Source organism: Nodosilinea sp. FACHB-141, assembly GCF_014696135.1.
Classification (GTDB): domain Bacteria; phylum Cyanobacteriota; class Cyanobacteriia; order Phormidesmidales; family Phormidesmidaceae; genus Nodosilinea.
Genome location: NZ_JACJPP010000013.1, coordinates 273,849 through 297,321 on the forward strand (window position 1 = coordinate 273,849; position 23,473 = coordinate 297,321).

Below are 23,473 nucleotides of genomic sequence, written 5' to 3' on the forward strand. Positions count from 1 at the left end.
TAGTTTCAGTCAGTAGTTAGTAAAAGGGGGACGCAGGTTTGCGTCCCCCTTTTGTTTTCTTAGAGAGAAGATTTTAATCGTGGTGGACTACACCGAGGTTAGTTCGGGCCGCAGCACCGCCACCCGCGCTTCGCTGAGAGCAACATAGCTGCGCTTGAGGTCGTCGAGTAGAACAGCGGCTCCCTTGGTGTCGCCTAGGGAGCAGGCAATCGACAGGTGGTGCTGAAGGTGCACGATCGCCCGGTTGTGGTCGCCCATGGCAATGCTGGCCAGGGTGAGCTGGGTGAGAATGCGGCGGTTGGTGCGGTTGTCGGTAGATCCCTCGCCGCTTTCGCTGATGGCCAAAAAGCGCTCGTAGCAGTCGATGGCCTGGGGATGCTCCCGCAGGGTGAGATAGGTGTTGCCCAAGTTCTGCAGAATCTGAAGCTTGGTGCTGCGATCGCCCAGGCTAGTAGCCATCATTAGGCTGGCTTCATAGAGGGTCGCAGCCTGGCGGGTGAGGCCCTTGGCGCGATAGATCATAGCCAGGTTGTTGAGCGATCGCATTTCGCCAGGGCGATCGCCAGTTTTCTTCGCTAGGGTAAGGCTTTGGCCCATATACTCCAGCGCCCGCTGCAAATTGCCCATGTGACGGTAGCAGTTGCCCAGATGCCCCAAGGTCTGCTGCATGATGGCGTCGTCGCCCAGATCGCGAGCAATGCGCAGGCACTGCCGACCGTAGTCTGCTGCCCACAGGTAATCGGCCACTCGGTAATACAAACTGGCTAGAGTCAGCAACACCTTGGCCTGGCGCTCTTTGTCGCCTAGGTTGCGGTAGCTCTGAAGCGCCTGCTGCAACAGCGATAGGGCCGGAGTGTATTGCCCCTGCCGCAGATGGGCAAGCCCCTGCTTTAGCCACTGCGAAGCTTCCGCCGCCTGGCACTTGTGGTAGCCCTCAGCAATGCGCTCGGCCTGGGCTAGCAAAGATGGATCTCGGGGCACGCTCACCGTGGTCTCGTCAACGAGAATATAGGTGGGGCGAATGGGAGGCATAGAGGAAGTCATAGGCCGAAGCCGCAGTGCTGCGGTAGCGTTTAACGAAGTGTTTTCACGGTGGGAGAGTCGGGTAGATCGCGTTGTCTTAATCGTAGGTTTATACATCCTGAGTTGACACCGTGCTTTTACGACATCTTGCCTAGGGAAAACCTCACCGCCTGCGCAAATCAACTGAATCCAGGCTGTGTTTGTGGGAGCAGACGTATCGTTTTCTAACCTCCCTTAGCCAATAGGTGGCTGTGTGGCTCCAGGCTTTGATAAAGCGTTGTTGTGCGGCCTGTGATTCTACGGACTGCTGCCGATGCCTCCCAGGTGGGTGAAGACGTCTGCCACTGATTACACTGGAGAAGCCTTAATTTGTGTAACGTTGCCCGTGCCCTCCCTTCCCCTTCAGGATGAAACTCTGCTGTTTGAGCCCGTCACTCCCCAAGAGAACGCGCTGGCGGTGGTGTTTGCCTTTCCCAACGAGTACAGCGTGGGCATTACCAGTCTGGGTTATCAGGTGGTGTGGGCCACTCTGGCCCATCGGAGCGATGTTCAGGTGAGTCGGCTGTTTACCGATGGTCATGAGCCGCTGCCTGCAGTGGTGGATGTACTAGGTTTTTCACTGTCGTGGGAATTGGATTACGCCAACCTGCTGACGCTGCTAGAGCAGCTGGATATTCCGCTGTTTGCGGGCGATCGCACCGCTGACCACCCTCTGGTCTTTGGCGGCGGCCCGGTGCTCACCGCCAACCCCGAACCCTTTGCCGATTTCTTTGACGTGATCTTGCTGGGGGATGGCGAGACTCTATTAGATGACTTTTTTGATGCCCTGGTGGAGCTAAAATCTGCCTCCCGCTTTGAGACTCTGCGGCGCTTAGCCAGGGTACCGGGGGTCTACGTGCCATCGCTCTACACCGTCAGCTATGACGGCCCTACCGGCGATGTGCAGGCTATTCATCCCGTCGATGTCGATATTCCTGCTGCGGTGCAAAAGCAGACCTACCGAGGCAATGTGCTGTCGGCTTCGACCGTGGTTACTCCCCACGCCGCCTGGGAAAACATTTTTATGGTGGAGGTGGTGCGCAGCTGCCCGGAGATGTGCCGCTTTTGCCTAGCCAGCTACCTGACACTGCCCTTTCGCCCCGCCAGCCTGGAAGCATCCCTAATCCCCGCCATTGAGCGGGGGCTTGCTGTCACTAGCCGGCTGGGATTGCTGGGGGCTTCGGTGACTCAGCATCCAGAATTTGACACGCTGCTGGACTATTTAAATCGACCACAGTTTGACGATGTGCGGGTGAGTCTTTCCTCGGTGCGCACCAACACCGTTACCCCCAAGCTGGCTGAGACCCTAACTCGCCATGACAGCCGCTCGATCACCATCGCGATCGAGAGTGGGTCCGAGCGGGTGCGCCAGATCGTCAACAAAAAGCTTGAAACCGATGACATCGAGCACGCTGCCGTCAACGCCAAAGCTGGTGGCCTCAGCGCCATGAAGCTCTATGGCATGGCGGGCATACCCGGCGAGACCATGGATGACCTGGAGCAAACCGTTGCCCTGATGCTGCGACTCAAGAAAGCTGCCCCTGGTCTACGGCTCACCTTCGGGTGCAGCACCTTTGTGCCCAAGGCCCATACCCCGTTTCAGTGGTGCGGGGTCAACCGCGAAGCCGAAAAGCGGCTCAAGTATCTGCAAAAGCACCTGCGCTCCAAAGGCATCGAATTTCGGCCTGAGAGCTACAACTGGTCGGTAATTCAGGCGTTGATTTCGCGGGGCGATCGCCGCCTTGGCCCCATTCTCGAACGCGTGCGCCACTATGGCGATAGCTTAGGCAGCTACCGCCGCGCCTTCAAAGACTTTCGGGGCCAGATTCCGCCGCTGGAATACTACGTCCACGAAGACTGGGATCTCGATCGCCCCCTGCCGTGGGATCACCTGCTGGGACCTTTGCCCAAGGCCACTCTACAAAAGCACTTTGACTCGGCCGGGGTAGGCGCGATCGCGGTCTAAGGCAATTTCTGAAAAACTGTTTCCCAACGGTAAGCACTGCTCACCCTACGGTGGCTACTCCGCTCTACCCATCCACCCATCCACCCGCCCACTCATCTACTACCGGCAGCCCAAACTATCCCTGGTCGCCACCCCAGTGGTTTCATTCACCCCGTCGGCGTGCTTGCACATCTGCGCGGTCTGAAAGCGATCGACAATCGCCCCGGAGAAATCGGCCCCGGTGATATTGGCATCGCCAAAGCTGCTGCTGGTGAGCAGCGCGTCGATGAAGAGGGCATTGGAAAGATCAGCGCCGTCAAAAATGACGCGATCGGCAAAGGTGCCCGTCAGGTTGGCTCCGGCCAGGTTGGCCCGTAAAAATGACGCCTTAGTGAGAATGGTTTTACTCAAGTCGGCTTTCTCAAAGTTGGCCTCCCGCATCTCTGCCGCCGCAAAGGAGGTGCCCGAAAGACTCTTGCCCGAGAAGTCGCGAAAACTGAGGTCGGTAAGGGTGTAATCGACTGTGTTCTCTTGGGCCTGGGCAGTAGGGACGACGCCGAGCCACCCAGCGAGCATGACGAGCAGGGCACAAACGACAGCAAAGGCTTGGGGGAGGGGAAGGAACATATCCGAGGCAACCGTAGGGGGGCAAAGGACGCTAGATCGTACCCATCGGATCTGCGATCTAGGGCTTAATGGGCACGCTGCGCTTTGCTCATCCTACAAAAGTTTTGAGGCAAAGTTTTGGGGCTGTGCCGCAGGGGAGTTGAGGCTGTCAAAGAATAGAATCCAAAGCCGTCTGTAGATGATCGGGCAGGCGGCGCAAAATTCGGCGGGTTTTGAAGTCTACTGGAACTAGCGTTACGGTGCCCTCGATGCAGGTCTCTTGAGTGGCGGCGTTTTGAATGTCGTAGTGCCAGAGGATGCGGACGCCCTTGGCAGGTTCAAGGCGGGCCTTGACCAGAGCGGTGTCGCCTAGGGTGAGCGATCGCCGATACTTTAACCCCAAATCGACCACTGGCAAATCCACCCCGGCCTTAACCCAGTCGGCAAAGGTGAGCCCGCAGTCGCTGAGGTAGTTCACCCGGGCTTCCTCCATCCAGGCAATGTAGGTACCGTGCCAGACAATGCCCGCGTAGTCGGTGTGGTGGGGCTGCACCATGACCCGGTGCTCATACCAGTGGGACTGTTCCATTAGGGGCCGCCAGCAGCGAGCAAACTCTACTACAAATTATGAATCGCGCCAAAATAGGCTCAAACCCGATGCCTATGATGATTGAGAACACCTTAGCTCAGTTTTATACCCCGTTGAGCCGGTGGTTGAGACGGGTGGGAGAAGGCCTCACCTCAAGATTTCTAAAGGGGCTTTGGCTCTGAATGACGTTCCCATCGTTCTCAACCCTTAAGCGCAACCATACGAGGACACCATGATCGAAAAAATTCTTTTGGCCAACTCCGGCACCGGCAACACCGAAGCCATGATGAAAGCCCTAATGGAGATTCCTTTAGTGCAGCGAGCTTCAGTAACGGTGCTCCACGTAGTGCCATCGCAGGTGTCTGCCGAAGCCATGGCCTCGAAGTGGGAGGCCGGTGGTCGCACCTTGGCCACCGCCATTACCAACCTCAACCTTGACCCCAGCCGAGTCAACGCCGTGCTGCGGGAGGGCGACCCCAAAGACGTGGTCATCCAGGTGGCTGATGAGGTCAATGCCGATCTGATCATCATGGGCTCGCGCGGGTTGCAAGGGCTCAAGGCGATTCTCGAAAATTCTGTCAGCCAGTATGTGTTTCAGCTATCGTCGCGGCCCATGCTGCTGGTCAAAGACGACCTCTACAGCATTCGCCCCATGAAGCGGGTCATGGTCGCCATGGATAAATCTGACTCGGCGCGCGAAGGGCTTAACATCGCTATTTCCCTGTTGCGCGATGTTAAGGGCGGTGAGCTTACCCTGGTGCACACGGTGTCTAGCCTCAAGACCAAGCCCTTTGACGTGGTCAGCACCGACCCCAACCAAGACCCCATTTTGACAGCAGCGGCAGCTGAAGCGAAGAAGTACGGTATTGCCTACAAGCTGTCGGCCCCCGAGGGCAAGCCGGGTCGCCGTATCTGTCAGCTGGCCGAAGAGCGCAATGTAGATCTGATCGTTCTGGGTTCTCCCGATCGCCGTCCCACCATTGCTAAGGGCCTGCCCGACCTAGACAAAGTGCTGGGCGAATCGTTGACCGACTTCGTGCGGGTGTACGCTCCTTGTCCGGTGCTATTAACTCGGATGGCAGCCAAATAACGGTTACCGTTGTGCCTCTGCCCTGGCGGCGGGGGTACTTGGGTATATTCCCGGATTGATCCTGAGAAGGGCATAACTTTGGGTAACTGCCTGTAAAAATTCGTAATGCAAACAGTTGTCAAATGGGTCTAAGTTAAACAAATGTGCCCTTTGTCATGGCATGTTACGGCTCTGATTGTGAGAAGCCGATCTGTCTGACCAAGCATTGTCTAACCGAAACTCCGTTTAAACCTCACCTTTTAATTCACCCTAGAGCGAGACAGTCAGCATGAGCAGTAACCTATCCACCGAGCTGCGCGAAGGCACCAAGAAAGCCCACACCATGGCCGAAAACATGGGCTTTGTGCGCTGCTTTTTGCGGGGTGTGGTTGAGAAGAACTCTTACCGCAAGCTGGTGGCCAACTTCTACTACGCCTATGCGGCGATGGAAGAAGAGCTAGAGCGTCACAAAGACCATCCGGTTGTCTCTAAGATTTACTTCCCTGAGCTACACCGCAAGGCATCTTTAGAGTCTGACCTGGCCTACTACTACGGCCCTAACTGGGCAAATGAAATTTCGATGACTCCTGGCGGCCAGCGCTACGTCGATCGCATCCGTGAAGTGGGCAACAACGCGCCTGAGCTGCTAGTGAGCCACTCCTACACTCGCTACATTGGCGATTTGTCGGGTGGGCAAATTCTCAAGGGTATTGCCCAGCGAGCGATGAACCTCTCTGAGGGCGAGGGTACGGCGTTCTACGAGTTCCCCGAAATTTCGGATGAGAAAGCGTTTAAGGCCAAGTATCGTGAGTCGATGGATGCGGCCCCGGTGGATGATGCCATGGTTGCCCGCATTGTCGAAGAGGCCAACGATGCCTTTGGCGTCAACATGCAGATGTTCCAGGAGCTGGAAGGTAACTTGATCAAGGCGATCGGTCAAATGCTGTTTAATACGCTGACCAGCCGTCGTCGTCGGGGCAGCACTGAGCTGGCGACCGCCGAGTAGAATCGTAGAATCTCCGGTTTATTCCAAACTGTTGGTTTCTGTTTTCAACTACCGTATTGAGGAAGTGACTCACCGTCGCTTCCTCAATTTTTTGGGGCATATGCTGTAGGGTGCATAACGCCTAGGCGAGGCTTTGCCAACGCGCAGCAATGCACCATTAAGTTGGTGGAGAGCAATTGGTCTTAAAGCTAGATCTACCGCTGGGGGCGTTTCGATTGCCCCCAGACCCCGTCGACCAGGGCCGTACCGCCGCCCTGAACCCAACGGAAAGGATCGATTTGTCATTGGTTTAAAACTCTGTATTGCCAATCAGCTGATTCGCAGCTCTGGTCAGTACTGTAGGGTGGGCAGTGCCCACCTTCTGAAAAGGTATTTTTAAGAGAATCCTATAGCTGGGCAGAGGAAGGTAGCTGAGGTTGGCAATGAAGGTGGCAGCAACGTTTTTACGGAACTTGGCCTACGGCTGGAGCTGGGGGCAAGCTGGTTTGGTTGCTCTCAGCGGGGTATTGATGGCTTTGGCGCTGCCGCCGTGGAGCCTTTGGCCGCTGGCTTGGGTAGGGTTGGTGCCGCTGTGGTGGGTCGTGTTGAGAACGCCGCAGATGGGGTTGGCAACAGCCTACGGGCTGCTGTGGGGGTTGGTGTACTACGGCATTTCGCTGGCGTGGATTACCCACCTGCACCCGCTGATGTGGATGGGGGTGCCCTGGGGCAGTAGCGTGGCGATCGCCCTCTCCTCCTGGCTCTTTATCGTCTTCTGGGGTTCCGTCTGCATTGCTGTCTGGGGTGGGGCGATTGCCTGGGCGGCCCATCGCTGGCCTCACCGCCGATTCTGGCTGGTGCTTGCTGGGACTGCACTCTGGTGCGCTCTCGAAGCCCTGCGCAACCACAGTCCCCTCGACTGGTCGCCCCTCAGCCTCACCCAAAGTCCCAACAACCTGTGGATTGTGCACCTGTCTCGTCTGTCGGGGCCGGGAGCCATCACTGCCATTCTGGTTGCCACCAACGGCCTCCTCGCCCTCGCCTTTTCCCCAGTCCCCAAGCTACTGGGCAGCCCTTCCCCATCCACCCATCCACCCATCCACCCATCTACCCGACGCCCCCTTGCCCTCGCCGCAATCGCGCTGGTACTGCTAGGTCATACCCTCGGCGCTATCCTCTATGCCCGCACAGAGGCCGTTCCCACCAGCCAGTCCATCTCATTGGGACTCATTCAGGGCAATGTACCTACCCGCGAAAAGCTGACGCCCCAGGGGGTCAGTCAGGCGCTAGAGGGCTACACCAGCGGCTACCGTTCCCTGGTGGCCCAAGGGGTAGATGCGGTGGTGACACCAGAAGGGGCGCTGCCGCAGCTGTGGAATGCGAATACGCCCCAAATTGCAGCCATCATTCGCACGGTGGAGCAAGCTGGGGTGCCCCTGTGGTTGGGTACGTTTGCGCCGGTGCCGGTGGAGGGGCGATCGCAGTACACCCAGACCCTGCTCGAGCTGCGCCCCGACGGCCAAACCTACGGGCGCTACAACAAAGTACAGCTCGTGCCCCTAGGAGAATATGTGCCCTTTGAGGCGGTGCTGGACCGCCTCATCAGTCGCCTGTCGCCGCTCGATAGCTACCTGGTGCCAGGGGCATCTGACCAGCGGTTTGAAACCAGCGTTGGCCAGGGCATTGTTGGTGTGTGTTATGAGTCGGCCTACAGCCGTCTGTTTCGCCCACAGGTGGGAAACGGCGGCGAGTTCATCGTCACCGCCTCTAACAACGACCCCTACCCGGTGTGGATGATGAAGCAGCACCACGGATTTGATGCGCTGCGGGCGGTGGAGAGCGATCGCTGGGCGCTGCGCGTCACCAACACTGGACTCTCTGGCCTGGTCGACAACCACGGTCGCACCCTCTGGCTGGGGGAGCCCCACATCTATCTCACTCACCGCGCTACCCTCGATCGCCGCCAAACTCTCACTCCCTACATTCGCTGGGGCGACTGGCTGACGCCGTTGCTGTTGGGCTTGACCCTGGTGCTGGGATGGCGCGATCGCCGCTGATATCAATTTTGAGTTTTGAATTATCCCCTTAACTCAAAATTCAGCACTCAAAATTCAACACTCAAACCTTTCCGGCCTGAGGCCTAAAGAAATCGAGCGTCGCTAATAAGGCCCCGCCGACAATCAGCGCACAGGCTAATCCCACCACCGCTGTGGCCTCTGCTCGACCGAAGGCGATCAGCAGCAGTGTCGAGAGCAAGGGAGCCGCATAGGAGAGTGCCCCCAGCACGTGAATATTGCCGCGCTTCACGCCATAATCCCAGGTGAAGAAGGCCAGCCCCACCGGCCCTAGCCCCAGGGCAAGGATGGCGACCCATTCCCACCCTGCCGGGGCCACCGTTGTTTCAAATAGAGCGTGGCAGATCCAAGCCAGCAGGGCTGTGGCTCCGCAAAAGCCCCCTACGGCATTGGTCGGAATTGCCCCAAAGTATCGAGAGAGAATGGAGTAGCCCGACCAGGTGAGAGCGCAGACCAAGGCCGCCAGATACCCAGTGGTGTATTGGGCATCAAAGCTGAAGCCCTGGCCCTTGGTGACGAGCAAACCCGCGCCAAGAAAGCCTGCGATCGCCCCCGCCCCGTGAAACCACCGTAGCCGCTCACCCGGCAGCAACGCCGAAAAAAACACAATCAGCAGCGGCCACAGGTAGGCGATCAGGCTCGCCTCCACCGCTGGGGCGTGGCGCAGCGCCATGAAATAGAAGAAGTGGTAGCCAAACAGCCCGCCAATGCCCAAGGCCCAAACTTGCCAGGGTAGCCGCAGGTGGCGCAGCACATTGCCCCCCGACCGAGCCCAGGCGGCCAGGCCAATGACGAATGCGATCGTAAACGCCATCGCCGTCAGCTGAAAGGGCGGCACCGTGCCGCTCAGGTCAGTCAGCAGGGCCAGGGTAGCCCACATGAGCACCGCCGAGAATCCGATGATGGTCGGCTGTCGTTGGTTTTGGGCTGGCTCCACAATGCTCTCCTTTTCCTAAGCCTTAGCTGTGTATTGTAGAGAGGCCGCTGCCCTAAACAGCCTCAGTGCAAAAGTTGTCGATCACGAGGCCCAAGATGGAGCCAAACCAACCCCTGTTGGCGGTTAAAAATCTAAGTCGTCAACTGTTGGAGCGGCGGCTGTGGCGCGGAGTAAGTTTCGAGTTGACAGCTGGCGATTGCGTGGGTCTGGTTGCCCCTTCCGGCGCGGGCAAAACATTGCTGATGCGCAACCTGACGCTGCTCGACCCAATTCAACAAGGGGAAGTCAGGTTTGAGGGCAAAACTCCGTCTGAGTGGGGGCTACCCGCCTACCGTAGTCAGGTGATGATGGTGCCCCAGCGCGCGGTCGCCCTCGACGGCACCGTACAAGACAACCTCACTCAGGTGTTTGACCTCGACATTTATCGCCAGCGCCGCTTTGACCCGACTATCCTTCGGACCTGGCTGCAAAAGCTTGGACGTGGCCCAGACTTTCTAAACTTGCAGGGCGCTCGGCTCTCCGGCGGCGAAGCGCAAATTATGGCCCTGTTGCGCGCCTTACAGCTCAGTCCCCGGGTGCTCTTGCTGGATGAACCGACAGCATCCCTCGATGCCGCGACCACAGCCCAGGTTGAATCCCTACTGCGCGACTGGCTTCAGCATCCCGGCCGCGCCTGCCTACTCACCAGCCACGACATCGAGCAAATTCGTCGAGTTACCGATCGCCAGCTCAACCTAGGGGAATTTGTGTAAGCGGCTGTAGGGTGTAAGGTGCAAGGTGCAAGGTGCGGCCCTGAATCCTATACCCCGCTTCCCGGCCTATGGAAACCGATTACATTGCCATTAGTTACGGGCAGCTGGCGCTGGCGGCTCTATTGATTGTGGTGAATGTGGGGCTGTCGGCGGTGTTGCGGCTCGGGCTGGGTCAGTCGCTGCTGATCGCTGCCCTGCGCATGGTGGTGCAGCTGTTGTTGATTGGCTTTGTGCTGGAGTGGCTGTTTACCCAAGACAATGCCCTGGTCATTTTGGCGATCGCGCTGGTGATGACGGCGATCGCGGGTATCGCCGCCGTCAACCGCACCCAGCGCCGCTTTGTGGGCGTCTACTGGCACAGCCTGCTGTCGGTGCTGGCCTCCTCCTCCTTGGTGACGGGCTTCGCGATGGTCGGCATTATTCGGGTACAGCCCTGGTACGACCCGCAGTACCTGATCCCGTTACTGGGCATGGTGCTGGGTAACACTCTCAACGGCATTTCCCTAGGGCTAGACCGCTTTATGGAAGGGCTGGTGACCCAGCGCGACCAGGTCGAGACCCTGCTGGCCTTGGGGGCCACCCGGTGGGAAGCCGCCCATCCCCAAGTTCGCAACGCCATTCGCGTCGGCATGATACCCACCATCAACTCGATGATGGTGATGGGCTTGGTCAGCCTGCCGGGCATGATGACCGGCCAAATTTTGGCTGGAGCCAACCCCATCGACGCCGTGCGCTACCAGATCGTGATTATATTTATGATCGCCGCCGGAGCCGCCCTGGGGATCTTTGGCGTAGTGCTGCTGGCCTATCGCCGCCTGCTCAGCCCCGACCACCAGCTCCGGCTCGACTATCTAGAAAAAGCTAAGCAGTAGCCACTAAAGGCGATCGCCCAAGCAGTTTGTAGCCAAGGGCTTTGCCCGTTTCAAGGCAAATGTGCAAAATCTGTTTGGCAAAACGGAAGGGTTTTACTTAGGGGATGTAGAGCGATCGCCTCCAAGCCGCGCTGGCCGGCTGCGATGCCCTGGTAATTCTCACCAACGCCATGCTCCACATGAAATTTGAGTTCGACAACGAGTGAAGCTCTGAAGGCAATCTTGAGGGTTACGCTCAAAATGTTGAGTTTCAAGCACCTCAGCCATATCTTTGAGACTAGTACGCCTCCACCCAACCCAAATTTTTTACAACGTTGACGACTTCCTACCGCGAGTTTGAGCGGCTCTGTGAGCGAGACTCGCCAAACGCGATTGGTAGTAATTAGAAGGATTTGTATAAAGAGGTAATTTAGGCTGCGATCGCCGCCTAATCCCCAACCCCCTAACCATACAGCCCTGCCACCAGCTGCTTTTTAGCTGTCGAACTCAGGTTTCAAATGAATATTTTCAGCGCTACCTAATCTCCTTACTAATGCGGCTACAGCCATAGCTCCAATTCTTAGAATTAGCTGAACAGAATTACCTAAATCTCCTGCGGGGTAGTTTAATAAACCTAGCCTATATCCAGAGGAGAAGCTGGCTCTGGGAAATCCGCTAATACCGCGTGGGGCTAGTGCATCTATCAGTAACTTGCAGGTCTGCTATGGGGTTTCAAGGCTTAGGTGTTGCTGTCGTAGCCGGGCTAATTCAGAGTATTTTAGGCGCTGGATTGGCGACGGCGATCGCTCCAGAACCATCGGCTTTGGGGCCACCGGTCATCCGAGCTGAAGCTGGCGATCGCTTAGATTCAGCCCCCCTCGGTCCTGCCCCCGGAGCCGGTTCTTCTACCGCTCCCATTGAAGTGAAAACCATTTTGGTAGAGGGCAGCACAGTTTTTAGCCCTAGGGTTTTGGCCGAGGCCGTGGTCCCCTTTGAGGGGCGTGCCCTAACGCTAGAAGAACTCCAAGCCGCTGCCAATGCCGTTACCCAGCTGTATTTAAATGCTGGCTACATTACCTCTGAAGCGGTGCTGCCGCCCCAGCCGGTGCAGGAGGGAGTGGTCAGGCTTCAGGTGGTAGAGGGCGGGCTAGAGGAGATTCGCGTCGTGGGCACCGATCGCCTGGTGAGCTATGTGCAGCAGCGCATCGCCCTAGCGGGCACTCGCCCGCTGAACCAAAACCAGCTGGAAGGTCAGCTTCAGCTACTCCAGCGCGACCCTCTGTTTGACAATGTGGAAGCCAGCTTGCGTCAGGGCCAGGAGGCCGATGGCAGCATTCTGACGGTGCAGGTGACCGAAGCGCCTCCAGTCAGCGGCAGCTTGGCTATCGATACCCTGTCGCCCCGCAGCGTCGGTGAGTTTCGCACCGGCGGCACATTGCAGTACAACAACTTGGCCGGGTGGGGCGATCGCCTGGTGGCCTCGGCCTATCGCTCTACCACCGGGGGCTCCTACGCCTACGAGCTGTCTTATCTGGTGCCCCTCAACCCCAAGGAAGGCACTCTGCTGCTGCGAGCCACCCCCAGCAGCTACAGCATCACCGACCCCACCGACCCCACCTTTGGGCTGGAGCCCCGCGGCTCTACCGATAGCTATGAAATCCAGTACCGCCAGCCCCTAATTCGCACCCTCCGGGAAGAACTGGCGCTGTCTGCCGGGTTTCGCTATCGCAACGGCTCTACTCTGCTGGGCGGCGTAATTACGCCGCCCACGGTAACCAGTGTGGTTAGCTTTGGCCAAGACTACCTGCGGCGCGACCCTAGCGGCGCCTGGGGATTGCAGTCTCAGTTTCGCCTAGGTACGGGGTTATTTGGGGCCACCCTGTTGCCAGACCCCAGCCCCAGCGGCGAATTTTTTAGCTGGCAGGGGCAGGTCCAGCGCTTGCAAGTGCTGGGGCCCAACCACCAGCTGCTGGTGCGGGGGGCGGTGCAGCTTGCCTCCAGCAGCCTGCTGGGCTCAGAGCAGTTTTTTATTGGTGGGGCCCAGTCGGTGCGGGGCTACTACCAAAATGGGCGCTTTGGCGACAACGGTCTGCGCCTGGCGGTAGAAGACCAAATCACGCTGCTGCGCGACGAGAATCAGTCGGCGCTGCTCAGCCTCAGCCCATTTTTGGACCTGGGCTACGTGTGGGCCCATAACCGAGACTTTCGGGCTACTAACCAAAACTTTCTGCTGGGCACGGGGCTAGGGGTGATGATGACGCCCGTGGAGAACGTGGATGCCCGAGTTGATTTTGGCATTCCCCTAATTGCGCTGGACGAGCTGGCCAGCGATCGCCCCTCGGGCCTCAGAGTCTACTTCGATGTGCGCTACCGGTTTTAACTATGCAGCTCCAAGATGCGTTTATTTCCTACGGGCGGCCCGACAGCAAAGACTTTGCGGTGGCGCTATGCCAGCGGCTAATTGACCTAGGCTACCGGGTTTGGCTGGATCAAACCGACATTCCCTTTGCGGTCAACTACCAGACCCACATCGACAGAAGCATTGAAAAATCCCACAACCTAATTTTTATCATCAGCCCTCACTCGGTCAACTCGCCCTACTGCACCGAGGAGATTGAGCAGGCCCTGCGCTACAACAAGCGGATTATTCCCCTCATGCATGTGGGGCAGATTTCCCGCGAGACCTGGCAGCGGCGTCACCCAAAGGGTACTGAAGCCGACTGGATCGACTACCAGACCAAGGGGCTGCATTCTGCCAGCCGCAACATTCACCCCGGAATTGCCAAGCTCAACCGCATCAGCTGCCGCGACGGCCTAGATGACCCCAACCAGTACCTAGCCCAGCTAGTGCAAACCCTGGAAGACCGCAAGGTCCTTGTTCACCAGCATACCCAGTACCTGATGGCGGCCCTGACCTGGGTGCAAAACCAGCGGCAGTCGCGCTATTTGCTGATTGGAGCAGTTCGGGAGGCCGCCGAAGCCTGGCTCAAACAGGCCTTTGAGGACGAGCCGCCCTTTTGCCAACCCACCAACCTCCACGGGGAGTTTGTTACCAGCAGCACCAAGTACGCCGATAGCCGTTTGGCGCAGGTCTTTCTCTGCTACGACGAAGCTGGGATTGCCGAGATTGATGGGGCAAAACCGTCCTCCCGTCCCGAGGATACGCCCGACTTGCCAGCACCTTCGACCCAGCTCAGCAGCCGGTTGCGGTATTACCTGATGCGGGCCGGGTTTACCGTGTGGGATTGGCAGCAGGATTTAGCGACGGGCGATCGCATTCAAACCGCCATTGCCCAGGGTATAGAAGGGGCCGATAATTTTGTGTTTTTGCTCTCTGCCTACTCGGCGAGTTCAGCTCGCTGTTTAAGCGAACTCACCTACGCCCTCAGCCTCAGCAAGCGAGTGATTCCGGTGCTAACCGAAGACCTGGCGTCGGAGGTACTGCCAGCAGTGCTACAGAATGTGCAACTGCTCGACATCCGCGCCCAGGAGTATTTAGGCGCTCAGATCGGCAGTCGCCAGCTAATCGCGACCCTGCGCCAAGATGCCGCCTACCTGCGCATTCACAAGCTGCTGCTGGTTGCCGCTCTCAAATGGGAGCGGCAGCGTCGCAACCCCAGCGTGTTGCTGCGGGGCGGAGAACTGCGCCAAGCCCAAAACTGGCTCAAAGCGGCCCAAACCCGACCCCGCTACGCCCCGGTTGAGATCCAAGCCCAGTTTGTCTCCGAGAGCCTGACTCAGCCTGCCACCCAGACCCTTGACGTTTTCTTGATTGCCGACCCCGCCGATTTAGACTTTGCCCGCCGCCTCAACGCCACCCTGCAACTGCAAAGCAAAAGCACCTGGTTTGACCAATCCATCCGGGTAGACACCAGCAATGAGCTGGCTATGGTCAACGAAGCACTAGAAAATGCCCAGAACTGTCTGGTGGTCGTGTCTGCCCACTGCCTAAAAAATCCGAGTTGCCTGGCCGATTTGGGCTACGCCAAGACTCTGCAAAAACGGATCGTTGCGGTATCGGATGGGTCAGTGGCTCGGGGTAACTTGCCCCCCACCCTAGTCGATTGCCCTTGGGTCAATTTTCAAGCCCACGACGGCGACTACTCCTCTAATTTTGGCGAGCTGTACCGCATTCTAGAGAGCGACGCCGTCCATGTGGATCGGCACACTCGACTGCTGGTGCGGGCTCTGGAGTGGGACAATGCTGGGCGCGAACCCAGCCTGCTGCTGCGGGGGCGAGCCCTTGACCAGGCCAATGACTGGCTGGCCCAGGCCGCCGGGAAAGTGCCGGTACCAAATCAGGCGCAGCTCGATTACCTGGTTGCCAGCCGCCAGCTCCCGTTCCGGAAGGTGAAGCTGCGCTCTGTGGGTCTAGTGAGCCTAGCTGTCACTCTGGTAGTAGCGGCCCTGCGGCTGGTCGGAGCCCTACAGCCGCTGGAACTCGCCACCTACGATGCCCTAATGCGCCGCCGCCCCAGCGAACCTCAGGATTCGCACTTGCTGATTGTGACTGTGGACGAAGCCAGCGGCGACTGGCTGCGCGAGCAGGTGAAGCAGGGTCGCTACCCGCCGGGGTTGGGCACCATTCCCGATCGGGCGCTAGCGGAGGTGCTGGCCACCCTCTCGGCCTTCAACCCAGCGGCGATTGGTCTGGATTTCTACCGCGATTTTGCTGCTGACCCTGCCCTGGCGGCCCAACTGCGCCAGAGCGACACCCTTTTTGGCATTTGCAAAGCCACCTACGAGGACACCGGGGTGGATCAGCCCCCGGAACTGCCCAGCCGCCAGGTTGGGTTCAACGATTTTGCGATCGATGCAAACAATTTCGTCCGCCGCCACTACCTGAAACATCAGGCCGACCCCCCCACCTGTGATACCGCTGAGGCCTTTAGCCTACGCCTGGTTCGCCAGTACCTAGAGGGGCAGGGCGTTCCCTTTACCGATCCCTTCCTGCCCAATGGGGGCATTCAAGACATGACCTTGGGCCCAGTGCGGGTGCCTCAGCTGTGGGCCGGTGGCATTCTGACCAGCCAGGCTGGGGGCTATACTCCCCTTCGGCCCGACACCTTCAACGGCTACCAGACGATGGTGAACTATCGCACCTACGCTGGCGACCCCAACCGGTTTGCCCCCCAGGTAACGTTCCAAGCGGTGATGATGGGGCAAGTTGACCCCGCTCTGGTGACCGGGCGAATTGTGCTGATCGGCTATAGAGACCTCACCGATCGCAATGCCGACTCGTACAATACGCCCCAAGGTGAACTGCCGGGAGTAGTGGTCCACGGGCAGATGATTAGCCAGCTAGTGAATGCGGCTCTGGAGAATCGCGCCCTGATCTGGTGGTGGCCCGTCTGGGCCGAAACTCCGTGGATTGGCTTGTGGGCCTTGATCGGAGGTCTAGTAGCCCGTCAGATCGCACGACCCTGGGTACTCATCATGGGCGCAGCGGCGTCCATGACGCTGCTGGTAAGCCTTAGCTACGCAGTCCTGGTCTTAGCCGGTGGCTGGCTACCGCTGATCCCGGCTCTGGTGGCGGGGTTTGGTACGGCAGGGCTGGTGGAATATTTGAGCCGTCGAGTTCGTAATCCGTAGTGAGAAAATGTTGGGTTTTGAATTCGGGCCTTCAACTCGAAACTCAACATTCAAAGCTTCCCTTCCTCCTGAAACGTTACTCCTGATTTAAAGCAATGACTTTCTTCCTGAACCATCCTGCTAAATCTGCCCTCAGACCCCGGCTCCTCCTGGCTGGGCTGCTGGGGATGGCGCTGCTGGTGCTGCCGACCCCAGAGCTTGCCCAAGCCGGGGTGTTTGACTTTTTGGTGGGCGGGCGAGAAAACCGAGGGGGGCGGGCCTCTAACCGTCAGCAGGGCGGCGGCGTGCGTTCGGGTCGCCTAGTCGGTGGGTTTGATGCCACGGTGCCCTACATCATTACCCCTCGCAACACCTTTCAAACCAGCGATCAGTTCACCATTCGATGGAATCCGGTAGCAGGAGCCGAGCGCTACACCGTACGGCTCTGGCAGTGGCAAGACGCCAACGGCGGGCGGGAGCGGGTGGTGTGGGAGACCACCACCCCTGAGTCATCCGTGCTCTACGAGGGCGATCCGCCCCTGGCCCCAGAGCTGTTCTACTCCGTGGAGGTAATTACCGACCAGGGAGTGTCTTCCGATTCAGACGCGGGCTGCGCAATCGCCGGGTTTGCGGTGCTGTTTCCTGAGACGCGATCGCGCCTTGAGGCCGATCTGGCCAGCCTTAACGACTTGACTCTCTCTCCCGAAGAGCAGGCCCTGGCCACTGCCCAGATCTACCTGGCCTACCAAATGCTCAATGCCGCCATCGATAGCCTGGCGGCCCAGGCTGCCCTGGTCCCGACTGCCACCCTGGCACTAGCCCTGGGCGACCTCTACAGCTTTGCCGGGCTCAACAGCCTGGCCGCCGAGCAATACACCCTGGCTCTAGAGCTGGCTGGTGACGACAACCTTTGGCAGGCAATCGCCTTGGAGGGGCTGGGGGAACTGGAGGTAGTGCAAAACAATTTGGCTGCTGCACTGCCCCAGCTGCGGCAGGCCCAGCTGAGCTATGCCCTGGCCAACAACAGCACCAGGGCCAACCAGCTCAAACGCCGCATTGAGCTGCTCGAAAAAGCCCAGCAGCTCAATATTGCCCCCACCGACACCCCCGACCTTTGTACCGCCCCCATCCAATAGGGCTACCCACCCCTCCACTCATCCACCCATCTACCACCGCCCCCATGCGCTCTCTGCTTCTTCCCGCCCTGCTCTGGGCCACGCTCACCGTCCCCGCCTGGGCCCAGTCGATCATCCCTGCCGCCGATGGCACCGGCACCCTGGTCATGCCCGACGGCTCCACCTACCAAATTACCGGCGGCACTCTGTCGGGGGATGGAGCTAACCTGTTCCACAGTTTTGAGCAGTTTGGCCTCACCGCCACCGAGGTAGCCAACTTTTTGGCCGACCCCACGGTGCAAAACATTTTGGGCCGAGTAGTGGGGGGCAATGCCTCGGTAATTAATGGCCTGCTACAGGTCAGCGGCAGTAGCGCCAACCTCTACCTGCTCAACCCGGCGGGTATTTTGTTTGGCCCCAATTCAGCGCTGAATCTGGATGGCTCGTTTGCCGCCACTACCGCCAGCGGCGTAGGGTTTGAGGAAAACTGGCTGCAGGCCATGGGCGACACCAACTATGCCGCCCTCACTGGCAACCCCACGGCCTTTGCCTTTGGCAACGAGCCCGGTGCCCTGATTAACCTGAGCAACCTGGCGGTGAACCCAGGGGAGGTGATCACCCTAGCCAGCGGCTCTGTGATTAACCTGGGCACCCTCACCGCCCCTGGTGGGCAAATCATTGTTTTGGCCGTACCGGGGGAAAACCGGGTCAGCATTCGCCCGGAAGGGGCTATTCTCAGCCTGGAGCTGGCTACCCTGCCAGAAGAGGCGCTACCCACCGCGCCCCTGCCCTTTTCGCCGCTGGATATTCCCTCGCTGCTGCGGGCGGGTGGGCCGGAGGTAGCCACAGGCATTATCACCAACCCCGACGGCACCGTTAGCCTAACGGGCTCAGCGACGACGTTGCCCACGTCTCCCGGCACGGCCCTGGTATCGGGAACATTAGACGTGGCGGGGGAAACGGGCGGTGAAGTGCAGGTTTTGGGCGATCGCATCGCCGTCACCGCCGCCACTATCGATGCTTCGGGTACCCAGGGCGGCGGCACGGTGCTGGTAGGGGGCGACTACCAGGGGAGTGGCACGACTCCGACCAGCGATCGCACCTACGTCGATGCCACTTCCACCCTCACGGCCGATGCCTTAGCAACCGGCGACGGCGGCGAGGTGATTGTTTGGGCCGACCAGGGCACCCAGTTCGACGGCACCATTACCGCACACGGCGGGGCAGCGGCGGGCGATGGCGGCCTTGTGGAAGTGTCTGGGCGCGACACTCTGGCCTTTAAAGGCACGGTGGATGTCAGCACCGCCCAGGGTGAGTGGGGCACCCTGCTGCTCGACCCCACCAACATCACCATTAGTGCCGCCGTCAGCAGCCCTGGAGTTGAAGATCCTGGCGGTCTGCCCGATATTCTGGCGACAGATTTACCCGGGGACGTGACGATCAACGCCACCCTCCTACAAAACCAGACAGGCAACATCATTTTAGAAGCCACCGACAACATCACCATCGACAATGGCCTGTCGCTAAACTTTGTGCCCGGTGGCTCGATCACCTTTACCGCTGATACCAATATTGACGGAGTAGGCGATTTCACGATGGATCAGACCCAAGCTATCAATGCCCAAGGAACTGCTGGGGCAGACGGCAGGGATGTAACCATTACAGCGGTGAACATTACCACTGGGGCGGTCAATACCACTTCGGCGGGGGGCACGGCAGGGAATGTTGACCTTACAGCGACCAACAGCGGGGGGATCTCGGCGGGCAATATTGTTGCGGGCTCAGTGTTCGCTATCTCCAATGGGGCGACACCCTTTAACTTCGGTGACATATCTGCCACTAATTCAATTCTTCTAGGCAAACCGACCGGCAGCCTAATTATAGGCAATCTATCGGCAACCACTGGCAACATTGGAGTGGGAACTACTGGTGGCGGAGGCATTAACGTCGATATTGGCAATGCCACCGCTGGTACATCAATCAACTTAGACGCTGGGATTGGTGGCACTATTACCACCGGCGATCTCTCTGCTGGCACTCAAGTCAATGCCTCTACTGGGGTAGGTGGTAACCTGACTACCGGTGCGATCTCCTCAGGGCCAGGGGTGTCTGGCCTCAGCATCAACCTTGAGGCCGATGAAATAGATTTCTTGGGTGGAGTCGGTACTATACGAGCCCCAGGCCAATTGCTGATTCAAACGGCTGACCTGAGCCAAGCTATTGCAGTCGGTGGCGCTGCCGATAGTGGCGCTGGAACGTTAGATCTTACAGCTACAGACCTGGCTGCCTTCGCCAACGGCTTTAGCAGCATCACCATTGGACGACCAGACAACGCCGGGGACATCAACCTCGCTGGCGATGTTACCTTTAGCGACCCGACTACCCTGCAAACCCTGGGCAGCATTGATACTACAGGTACTATGCTCAATGGCGTTGATGATGCCAGCCTAAACCTATTGGCGGGGTCAGGGGTAGATATTGGCGAGATCAATACAGTGGGCAGGTCGATCGTCATTGAGGGCGATCGCATTGGCAATAGTGAAGGCAGTGTGACAGTGGGTCAACCCATCACCACAGGCGGAGGAGATATCACCATCACCGGGGCCAGCACCGGGTTTACCATTTTTAGCACTGGTCGTGCCATTTTTATCGACAGCCAGGGCGCCATCAATAGCCAGGGAGGAAACATTTCCCTCACGGGCACCACCACCACGGCGGCTGAAGGAATTATCAGCTTTGCGCCCATCACTTCTGGCGGTGGGGATATTGTCTTGACGGGTAGTAGTTTTGGTGGCGGTGACGGAGTTAACCTGAGCTTTCTGACGAATAGCGTTGACTCTGGAGGTGGAGATATCACCATCACCGGCACCGGACTCAATACTGGCATTACTATCTCTAGCGGCGTTACGGTTGCAGCTGGGACGGGGAATGTTACTCTAAACGCTAATGACCTCTGGTTGGAAGGACTGATTAGCGGCAGCGGCAGTCTACAAATTCAGCTTCTGACGCCTTCCTTTCCCATTACTCTGGGCGGCACAGGTGACCCCATTAGAACAACATTCTTGAACCAGAATGAGATTAACCAGATAGGCAACGGCTTTAGCAATCGCACCATTGGGCAGGTGGGCAATACTGGCCCCATTACCCTAGAGTCCTTTACCCTCAGCAGCCCCCTCACCATTGTAGGCGGTGTACTAACTGGGCCAGGCCAAGATACAGCCTTTACTACTGCTCCAGACAGCAGCCTGGAGGTTGGGGGCTTTGGGGCAACTCTGCGCCTGCTCAACCCCACCGAGATCAGAGGTGGCAGCGGTGTGGCTAACACTGTGCTGGGCGGCGACGGCGACGACACCTTTACCGTCATTGGTGATGGCACCGCCCAGGTTGGAAATATTACCTTCTCGAACATCAGCGCCTTCGACGGCGGTGCAGGCTCTGACACACTAGCGGGCACCGGTGCCAATGACTACTTTGTGGTGAATAGCAGCAACGGCGGCTACACCCTGAATTCTAGTTTTCTTCAGGATATTAACTTTACTAACGTTGAAGCGATCGCCGCTGGGGGCGGGGCGCAGGACGTAGTTGAACTGGTGAGTGTACCCCTAGATCTGGCCGTCAGCGGCGACACGCTGTTCGTGACGAGTCAGGGCAGCGTAACGATTAATGCCAACGTGACCACTCCCGGCGATTTGATCGTATCTGCCAGCGCAGGCGATGTTGCTCAAACCGGTGGCCAGGTGACGGTGGGGGGCAGTACTAGCCTAGATGCCCCTGGCAATATTACCCTCGACGGCAGCAACGATTTTAATGCTGTGACCGTCACCAGCGGCCAGAATGTTACCCTGCGCGATCGCAACAGCCTCCAGCTCAACGAGCTGGTGTTTTCGGGCGGGTTGCAGGTAACGGCGGGCGGTAACCTCGCCGCCACAACCAACCTACAGCCCGGGAGCAGTACGTCGCCCATGGGCCTGTTCGCTACCGACAGTAGCCTGTTCGCTGCCGATAGCAGTATTCTCGCTACCGACAGTTTGGCAGGCATTAGCCTAACCAGTGGTGGCAGCCTGACTACCGCCAATATCGTCACCTTCGGCGGCCCCATCGCTCTCCAAGCTGGCGGAGCGATCACTAGCGGCAACCTCGATAGCAGCGGCAGCAATGGTGGCGCTGTGCGCTTGCAGGCGGGCGATTCCATTCAGGTTAATAGCATTAACGCCCAGGGCACCACCAGCGGCGGCACGATTACCGCCCTTACCCCCAGTACTTTCCGGGTTGTGGGCAGTTTTACCGACCAAAACGCGGTGACCGCCAGCCTCTCCACTGTGGGGGGCAGCCAGGGAGGTGAAATTCTGCTGGGCTATGGGGCTTCTACCTTTATCCTGGGCGATCCCAGCTTTAACGGCACCCTGGCGGCAATCACCACGGGCGATGTCACCCTGCTGCCCGATGTGGCTAACCCCATTCTGGGCAGCCGCATTTTTGGCCGCGGTCTGCCCGGTCAAATACAGTTCATTTCCTTTGGCGACATTCCGGTTGAGATCGAGCCCCCGCCTGATGAAATTGATCCCGTCCCCGATCCCCAGCGCGACCTGGAGACTATCGAAGAGAATGCCCCAGTATTCTTAACCAGTGCCGGAGACGTACTGGGACAAGAGCAGCTCAGCGAGGCCGAAGACTCGGCCAGTGGCGATTTTGCGGGCTACTTCGGCGATCTGATTAAATCGCCGCGATCGGTCAACCTTCAGCAGGCAAGGGCCACCCTGCGCGACATTGCGGCCCAGACGGGGGAAATGCCTGCGTTTATGTACGTGCGGCTGAACCGCGACGCTAAACCGGGGGAGGGAGGCGTTGAGCTGCTGTTGATAACCGCTGAGGGTGAACCCAGCCAGGTCAGGGTGCTCAACACCACTGCCGAGGAAGTGCTCAAAACCCAGGAGCAGCTGCGACGGCAGTTGACCAACCCCAGCTTGACCAACAACACCGCTTACTTAACGGCGGCCCAGCAGCTCTACGGTTGGCTAATCGCCCCCATCGAAGCGGAGCTGAAAGCGGTTGGAGTGACCAATATCGGGTTTGTCATGGATGCGGGTCTGCGCACCCTGCCTCTGGCGGCCCTCCACAATGGGGAGCGGTTTTTAATTGAAGACTACAGCCTGGGCCTGATTCCCAGCCTGGGGCTGATCGACCCTACCTACGTTGACCTCAATCGGCAAAACTCAACGCTGCTGGTGTCGGGGGCGTCGCAGTTTATCAACCAGCCGCCGCTGCTGGCCGCCGAGGTGGAAATGCAGACTCTGCAGTCTCTCTGGCCTAGTACTAAGGTGGCCGAAACCCGCTTTACGGTGAGCAATCTTCAGCGCGATCGCCGCCAAGCCCAAATTATTCACATGGCCACCCATGCTCAGTTTCTGCGCGGCGCTCCCAATAATTCTTACCTACAGTTCTTCGATAGCCGCCTGCGCCTTAACCAGGTGCCCGAGCTGGGCTGGTTTGACCCCCAGGTGGAGCTAGTTACTCTCAGCGCCTGCCAAACCGCCATAGGCAATGCCGATGCCGAACTGGGCTTTGCCGGGTTTGCTCTGCTGGCCGGAGCTAAATCGGCCTTGGCCAGTCTGTGGAAAGTGAACGACGAAGCCACCGCTGGACTGATGATCACGTTTTATCAATCCCTTGACCAAGAGGCGATTAAGGCAGAAGCCCTGCGCGAGGCCCAGCTGGCAATGGTGCGCGGCCAGGTTTATACCGAAAATGGCCAGCTGATCTGGCCTAGTGGGTCTTTGGCCCTGCCCCCCGACCTGGTGATAGACGGCCGACAAGACCTGAGTCATCCTTTCTACTGGGCAGCCTTTACCATGGTAGGCAGCCCGTGGTAGACAACCCTTGATAAACAATAGGTAAACGTCAGGGTAACGATCGGAC

At 58.6% G+C, this 23,473-nt stretch carries 14 protein-coding genes; 10 read left to right on the forward strand and 4 right to left on the reverse strand.

The genetic code is table 11. From position 1 onward, the window contains the following. Positions 1 to 87: 87 nt before the first annotated feature. Positions 88 to 1,044 (reverse strand): tetratricopeptide repeat protein, encoded by a 957-nt coding sequence (locus tag H6F59_RS15055; RefSeq protein WP_190701511.1) that lies wholly within the window; start codon positions 1,042 to 1,044, stop codon positions 88 to 90. Between the two features lie 364 nt (positions 1,045 to 1,408). On the opposite strand from H6F59_RS15055, the gene H6F59_RS15060 reads away from it, so the two are divergent. Further along, on the forward strand, positions 1,409 to 3,028 hold the full coding sequence (locus tag H6F59_RS15060) for a radical SAM protein (protein ID WP_313887220.1): 1,620 nt from the start codon (positions 1,409 to 1,411) through the stop codon (positions 3,026 to 3,028). Between the two features lie 99 nt (positions 3,029 to 3,127). Here H6F59_RS15060 and H6F59_RS15065 read toward each other — a convergent pair whose 3' ends face one another. Continuing rightward, positions 3,128 to 3,634: a pentapeptide repeat-containing protein gene (locus H6F59_RS15065; RefSeq protein ID WP_190701518.1), complete on the reverse strand. Its 507-nt coding sequence runs from the start codon at positions 3,632 to 3,634 to the stop codon at positions 3,128 to 3,130. A 148-nt stretch (positions 3,635 to 3,782) separates the two neighbouring features. Next, the gene (locus H6F59_RS15070; protein WP_190701522.1) at positions 3,783 to 4,202 is read right to left on the reverse strand and encodes a thioesterase family protein; all 420 of its coding nucleotides are present in this window, start codon (positions 4,200 to 4,202) and stop codon (positions 3,783 to 3,785) included. A gap of 232 nt (positions 4,203 to 4,434) precedes the next feature. Here H6F59_RS15070 and H6F59_RS15075 point away from each other — a divergent pair, with 232 nt between their 5' ends. From H6F59_RS15075 to lnt, 3 genes are all read left to right on the forward strand, one after another. After that, a complete protein-coding gene (locus H6F59_RS15075) occupies positions 4,435 to 5,292 on the forward strand; it encodes a universal stress protein (RefSeq protein WP_190701525.1) in 858 nt (285 codons plus the stop codon). 268 nt (positions 5,293 to 5,560) lie between these two features. Next, positions 5,561 to 6,277 (forward strand): heme oxygenase (biliverdin-producing), encoded by a 717-nt coding sequence (locus H6F59_RS15080; RefSeq protein ID WP_190701528.1) that lies wholly within the window; start codon positions 5,561 to 5,563, stop codon positions 6,275 to 6,277. A 428-nt stretch (positions 6,278 to 6,705) separates the two neighbouring features. Then, a complete protein-coding gene (gene lnt, locus H6F59_RS15085) occupies positions 6,706 to 8,313 on the forward strand; it encodes an apolipoprotein N-acyltransferase (protein WP_190701530.1) in 1,608 nt (535 codons plus the stop codon). 61 nt (positions 8,314 to 8,374) lie between these two features. Here the strand turns inward: lnt and H6F59_RS27075 are convergent, their stop codons facing one another. Further along, complete coding sequence (locus H6F59_RS27075) at positions 8,375 to 9,268, reverse strand: DMT family transporter (protein ID WP_190701534.1); 894 nt, start codon at positions 9,266 to 9,268, stop codon at positions 8,375 to 8,377. Positions 9,269 to 9,363: 95 nt separating this feature from the next. On the opposite strand from H6F59_RS27075, the gene H6F59_RS15095 reads away from it, so the two are divergent. From H6F59_RS15095 to H6F59_RS15120, 6 genes are all read left to right on the forward strand, one after another. Further along, the gene (locus H6F59_RS15095; protein ID WP_190701538.1) at positions 9,364 to 10,020 is read left to right on the forward strand and encodes an ATP-binding cassette domain-containing protein; all 657 of its coding nucleotides are present in this window, start codon (positions 9,364 to 9,366) and stop codon (positions 10,018 to 10,020) included. A 68-nt stretch (positions 10,021 to 10,088) separates the two neighbouring features. Continuing rightward, positions 10,089 to 10,892, forward strand: coding sequence for an ABC transporter permease (locus tag H6F59_RS15100; RefSeq protein ID WP_190701542.1), 804 nt, complete (start codon positions 10,089 to 10,091; stop codon positions 10,890 to 10,892). A 703-nt stretch (positions 10,893 to 11,595) separates the two neighbouring features. Beyond that, entirely contained in the window at positions 11,596 to 13,251 is a 1,656-nt protein-coding gene (locus H6F59_RS15105; protein ID WP_190701546.1) for a ShlB/FhaC/HecB family hemolysin secretion/activation protein, read from the forward strand. Between the two features lie 2 nt (positions 13,252 to 13,253). Further along, positions 13,254 to 16,463, forward strand: coding sequence for a CHASE2 domain-containing protein (locus tag H6F59_RS15110; protein WP_190701549.1), 3,210 nt, complete (start codon positions 13,254 to 13,256; stop codon positions 16,461 to 16,463). A gap of 95 nt (positions 16,464 to 16,558) precedes the next feature. Next, positions 16,559 to 17,578: a lipopolysaccharide assembly protein LapB gene (locus H6F59_RS15115; RefSeq protein ID WP_190701553.1), complete on the forward strand. Its 1,020-nt coding sequence runs from the start codon at positions 16,559 to 16,561 to the stop codon at positions 17,576 to 17,578. A gap of 44 nt (positions 17,579 to 17,622) precedes the next feature. Then, positions 17,623 to 23,427, forward strand: coding sequence for a CHAT domain-containing protein (locus H6F59_RS15120; RefSeq protein ID WP_190701557.1), 5,805 nt, complete (start codon positions 17,623 to 17,625; stop codon positions 23,425 to 23,427). Positions 23,428 to 23,473: the final 46 nt, after the last annotated feature.

What these genes read in the sequence shown, in the direction of transcription:
- H6F59_RS15070 (WP_190701522.1), bottom strand. Translation starts at nt 4,202, where the DNA reads ATGGAACAGTCCCACTGGTATGAGCACCGGGTCATGGTGCAGCCCCAC.
- H6F59_RS15120 (WP_190701557.1), top strand. Translation starts at nt 17,623, where the DNA reads ATGCGCTCTCTGCTTCTTCCCGCCCTGCTCTGGGCCACGCTCACCGTC.
- H6F59_RS15080 (WP_190701528.1), top strand. Translation starts at nt 5,561, where the DNA reads ATGAGCAGTAACCTATCCACCGAGCTGCGCGAAGGCACCAAGAAAGCC.
- H6F59_RS15055 (WP_190701511.1), bottom strand. Translation starts at nt 1,044, where the DNA reads ATGACTTCCTCTATGCCTCCCATTCGCCCCACCTATATTCTCGTTGAC.
- H6F59_RS15095 (WP_190701538.1), top strand. Translation starts at nt 9,364, where the DNA reads ATGGAGCCAAACCAACCCCTGTTGGCGGTTAAAAATCTAAGTCGTCAA.
- H6F59_RS15115 (WP_190701553.1), top strand. Translation starts at nt 16,559, where the DNA reads ATGACTTTCTTCCTGAACCATCCTGCTAAATCTGCCCTCAGACCCCGG.
- H6F59_RS15100 (WP_190701542.1), top strand. Translation starts at nt 10,089, where the DNA reads ATGGAAACCGATTACATTGCCATTAGTTACGGGCAGCTGGCGCTGGCG.
- H6F59_RS15065 (WP_190701518.1), bottom strand. Translation starts at nt 3,634, where the DNA reads ATGTTCCTTCCCCTCCCCCAAGCCTTTGCTGTCGTTTGTGCCCTGCTC.
- H6F59_RS15105 (WP_190701546.1), top strand. Translation starts at nt 11,596, where the DNA reads ATGGGGTTTCAAGGCTTAGGTGTTGCTGTCGTAGCCGGGCTAATTCAG.
- H6F59_RS15110 (WP_190701549.1), top strand. Translation starts at nt 13,254, where the DNA reads ATGCAGCTCCAAGATGCGTTTATTTCCTACGGGCGGCCCGACAGCAAA.
- H6F59_RS15075 (WP_190701525.1), top strand. Translation starts at nt 4,435, where the DNA reads ATGATCGAAAAAATTCTTTTGGCCAACTCCGGCACCGGCAACACCGAA.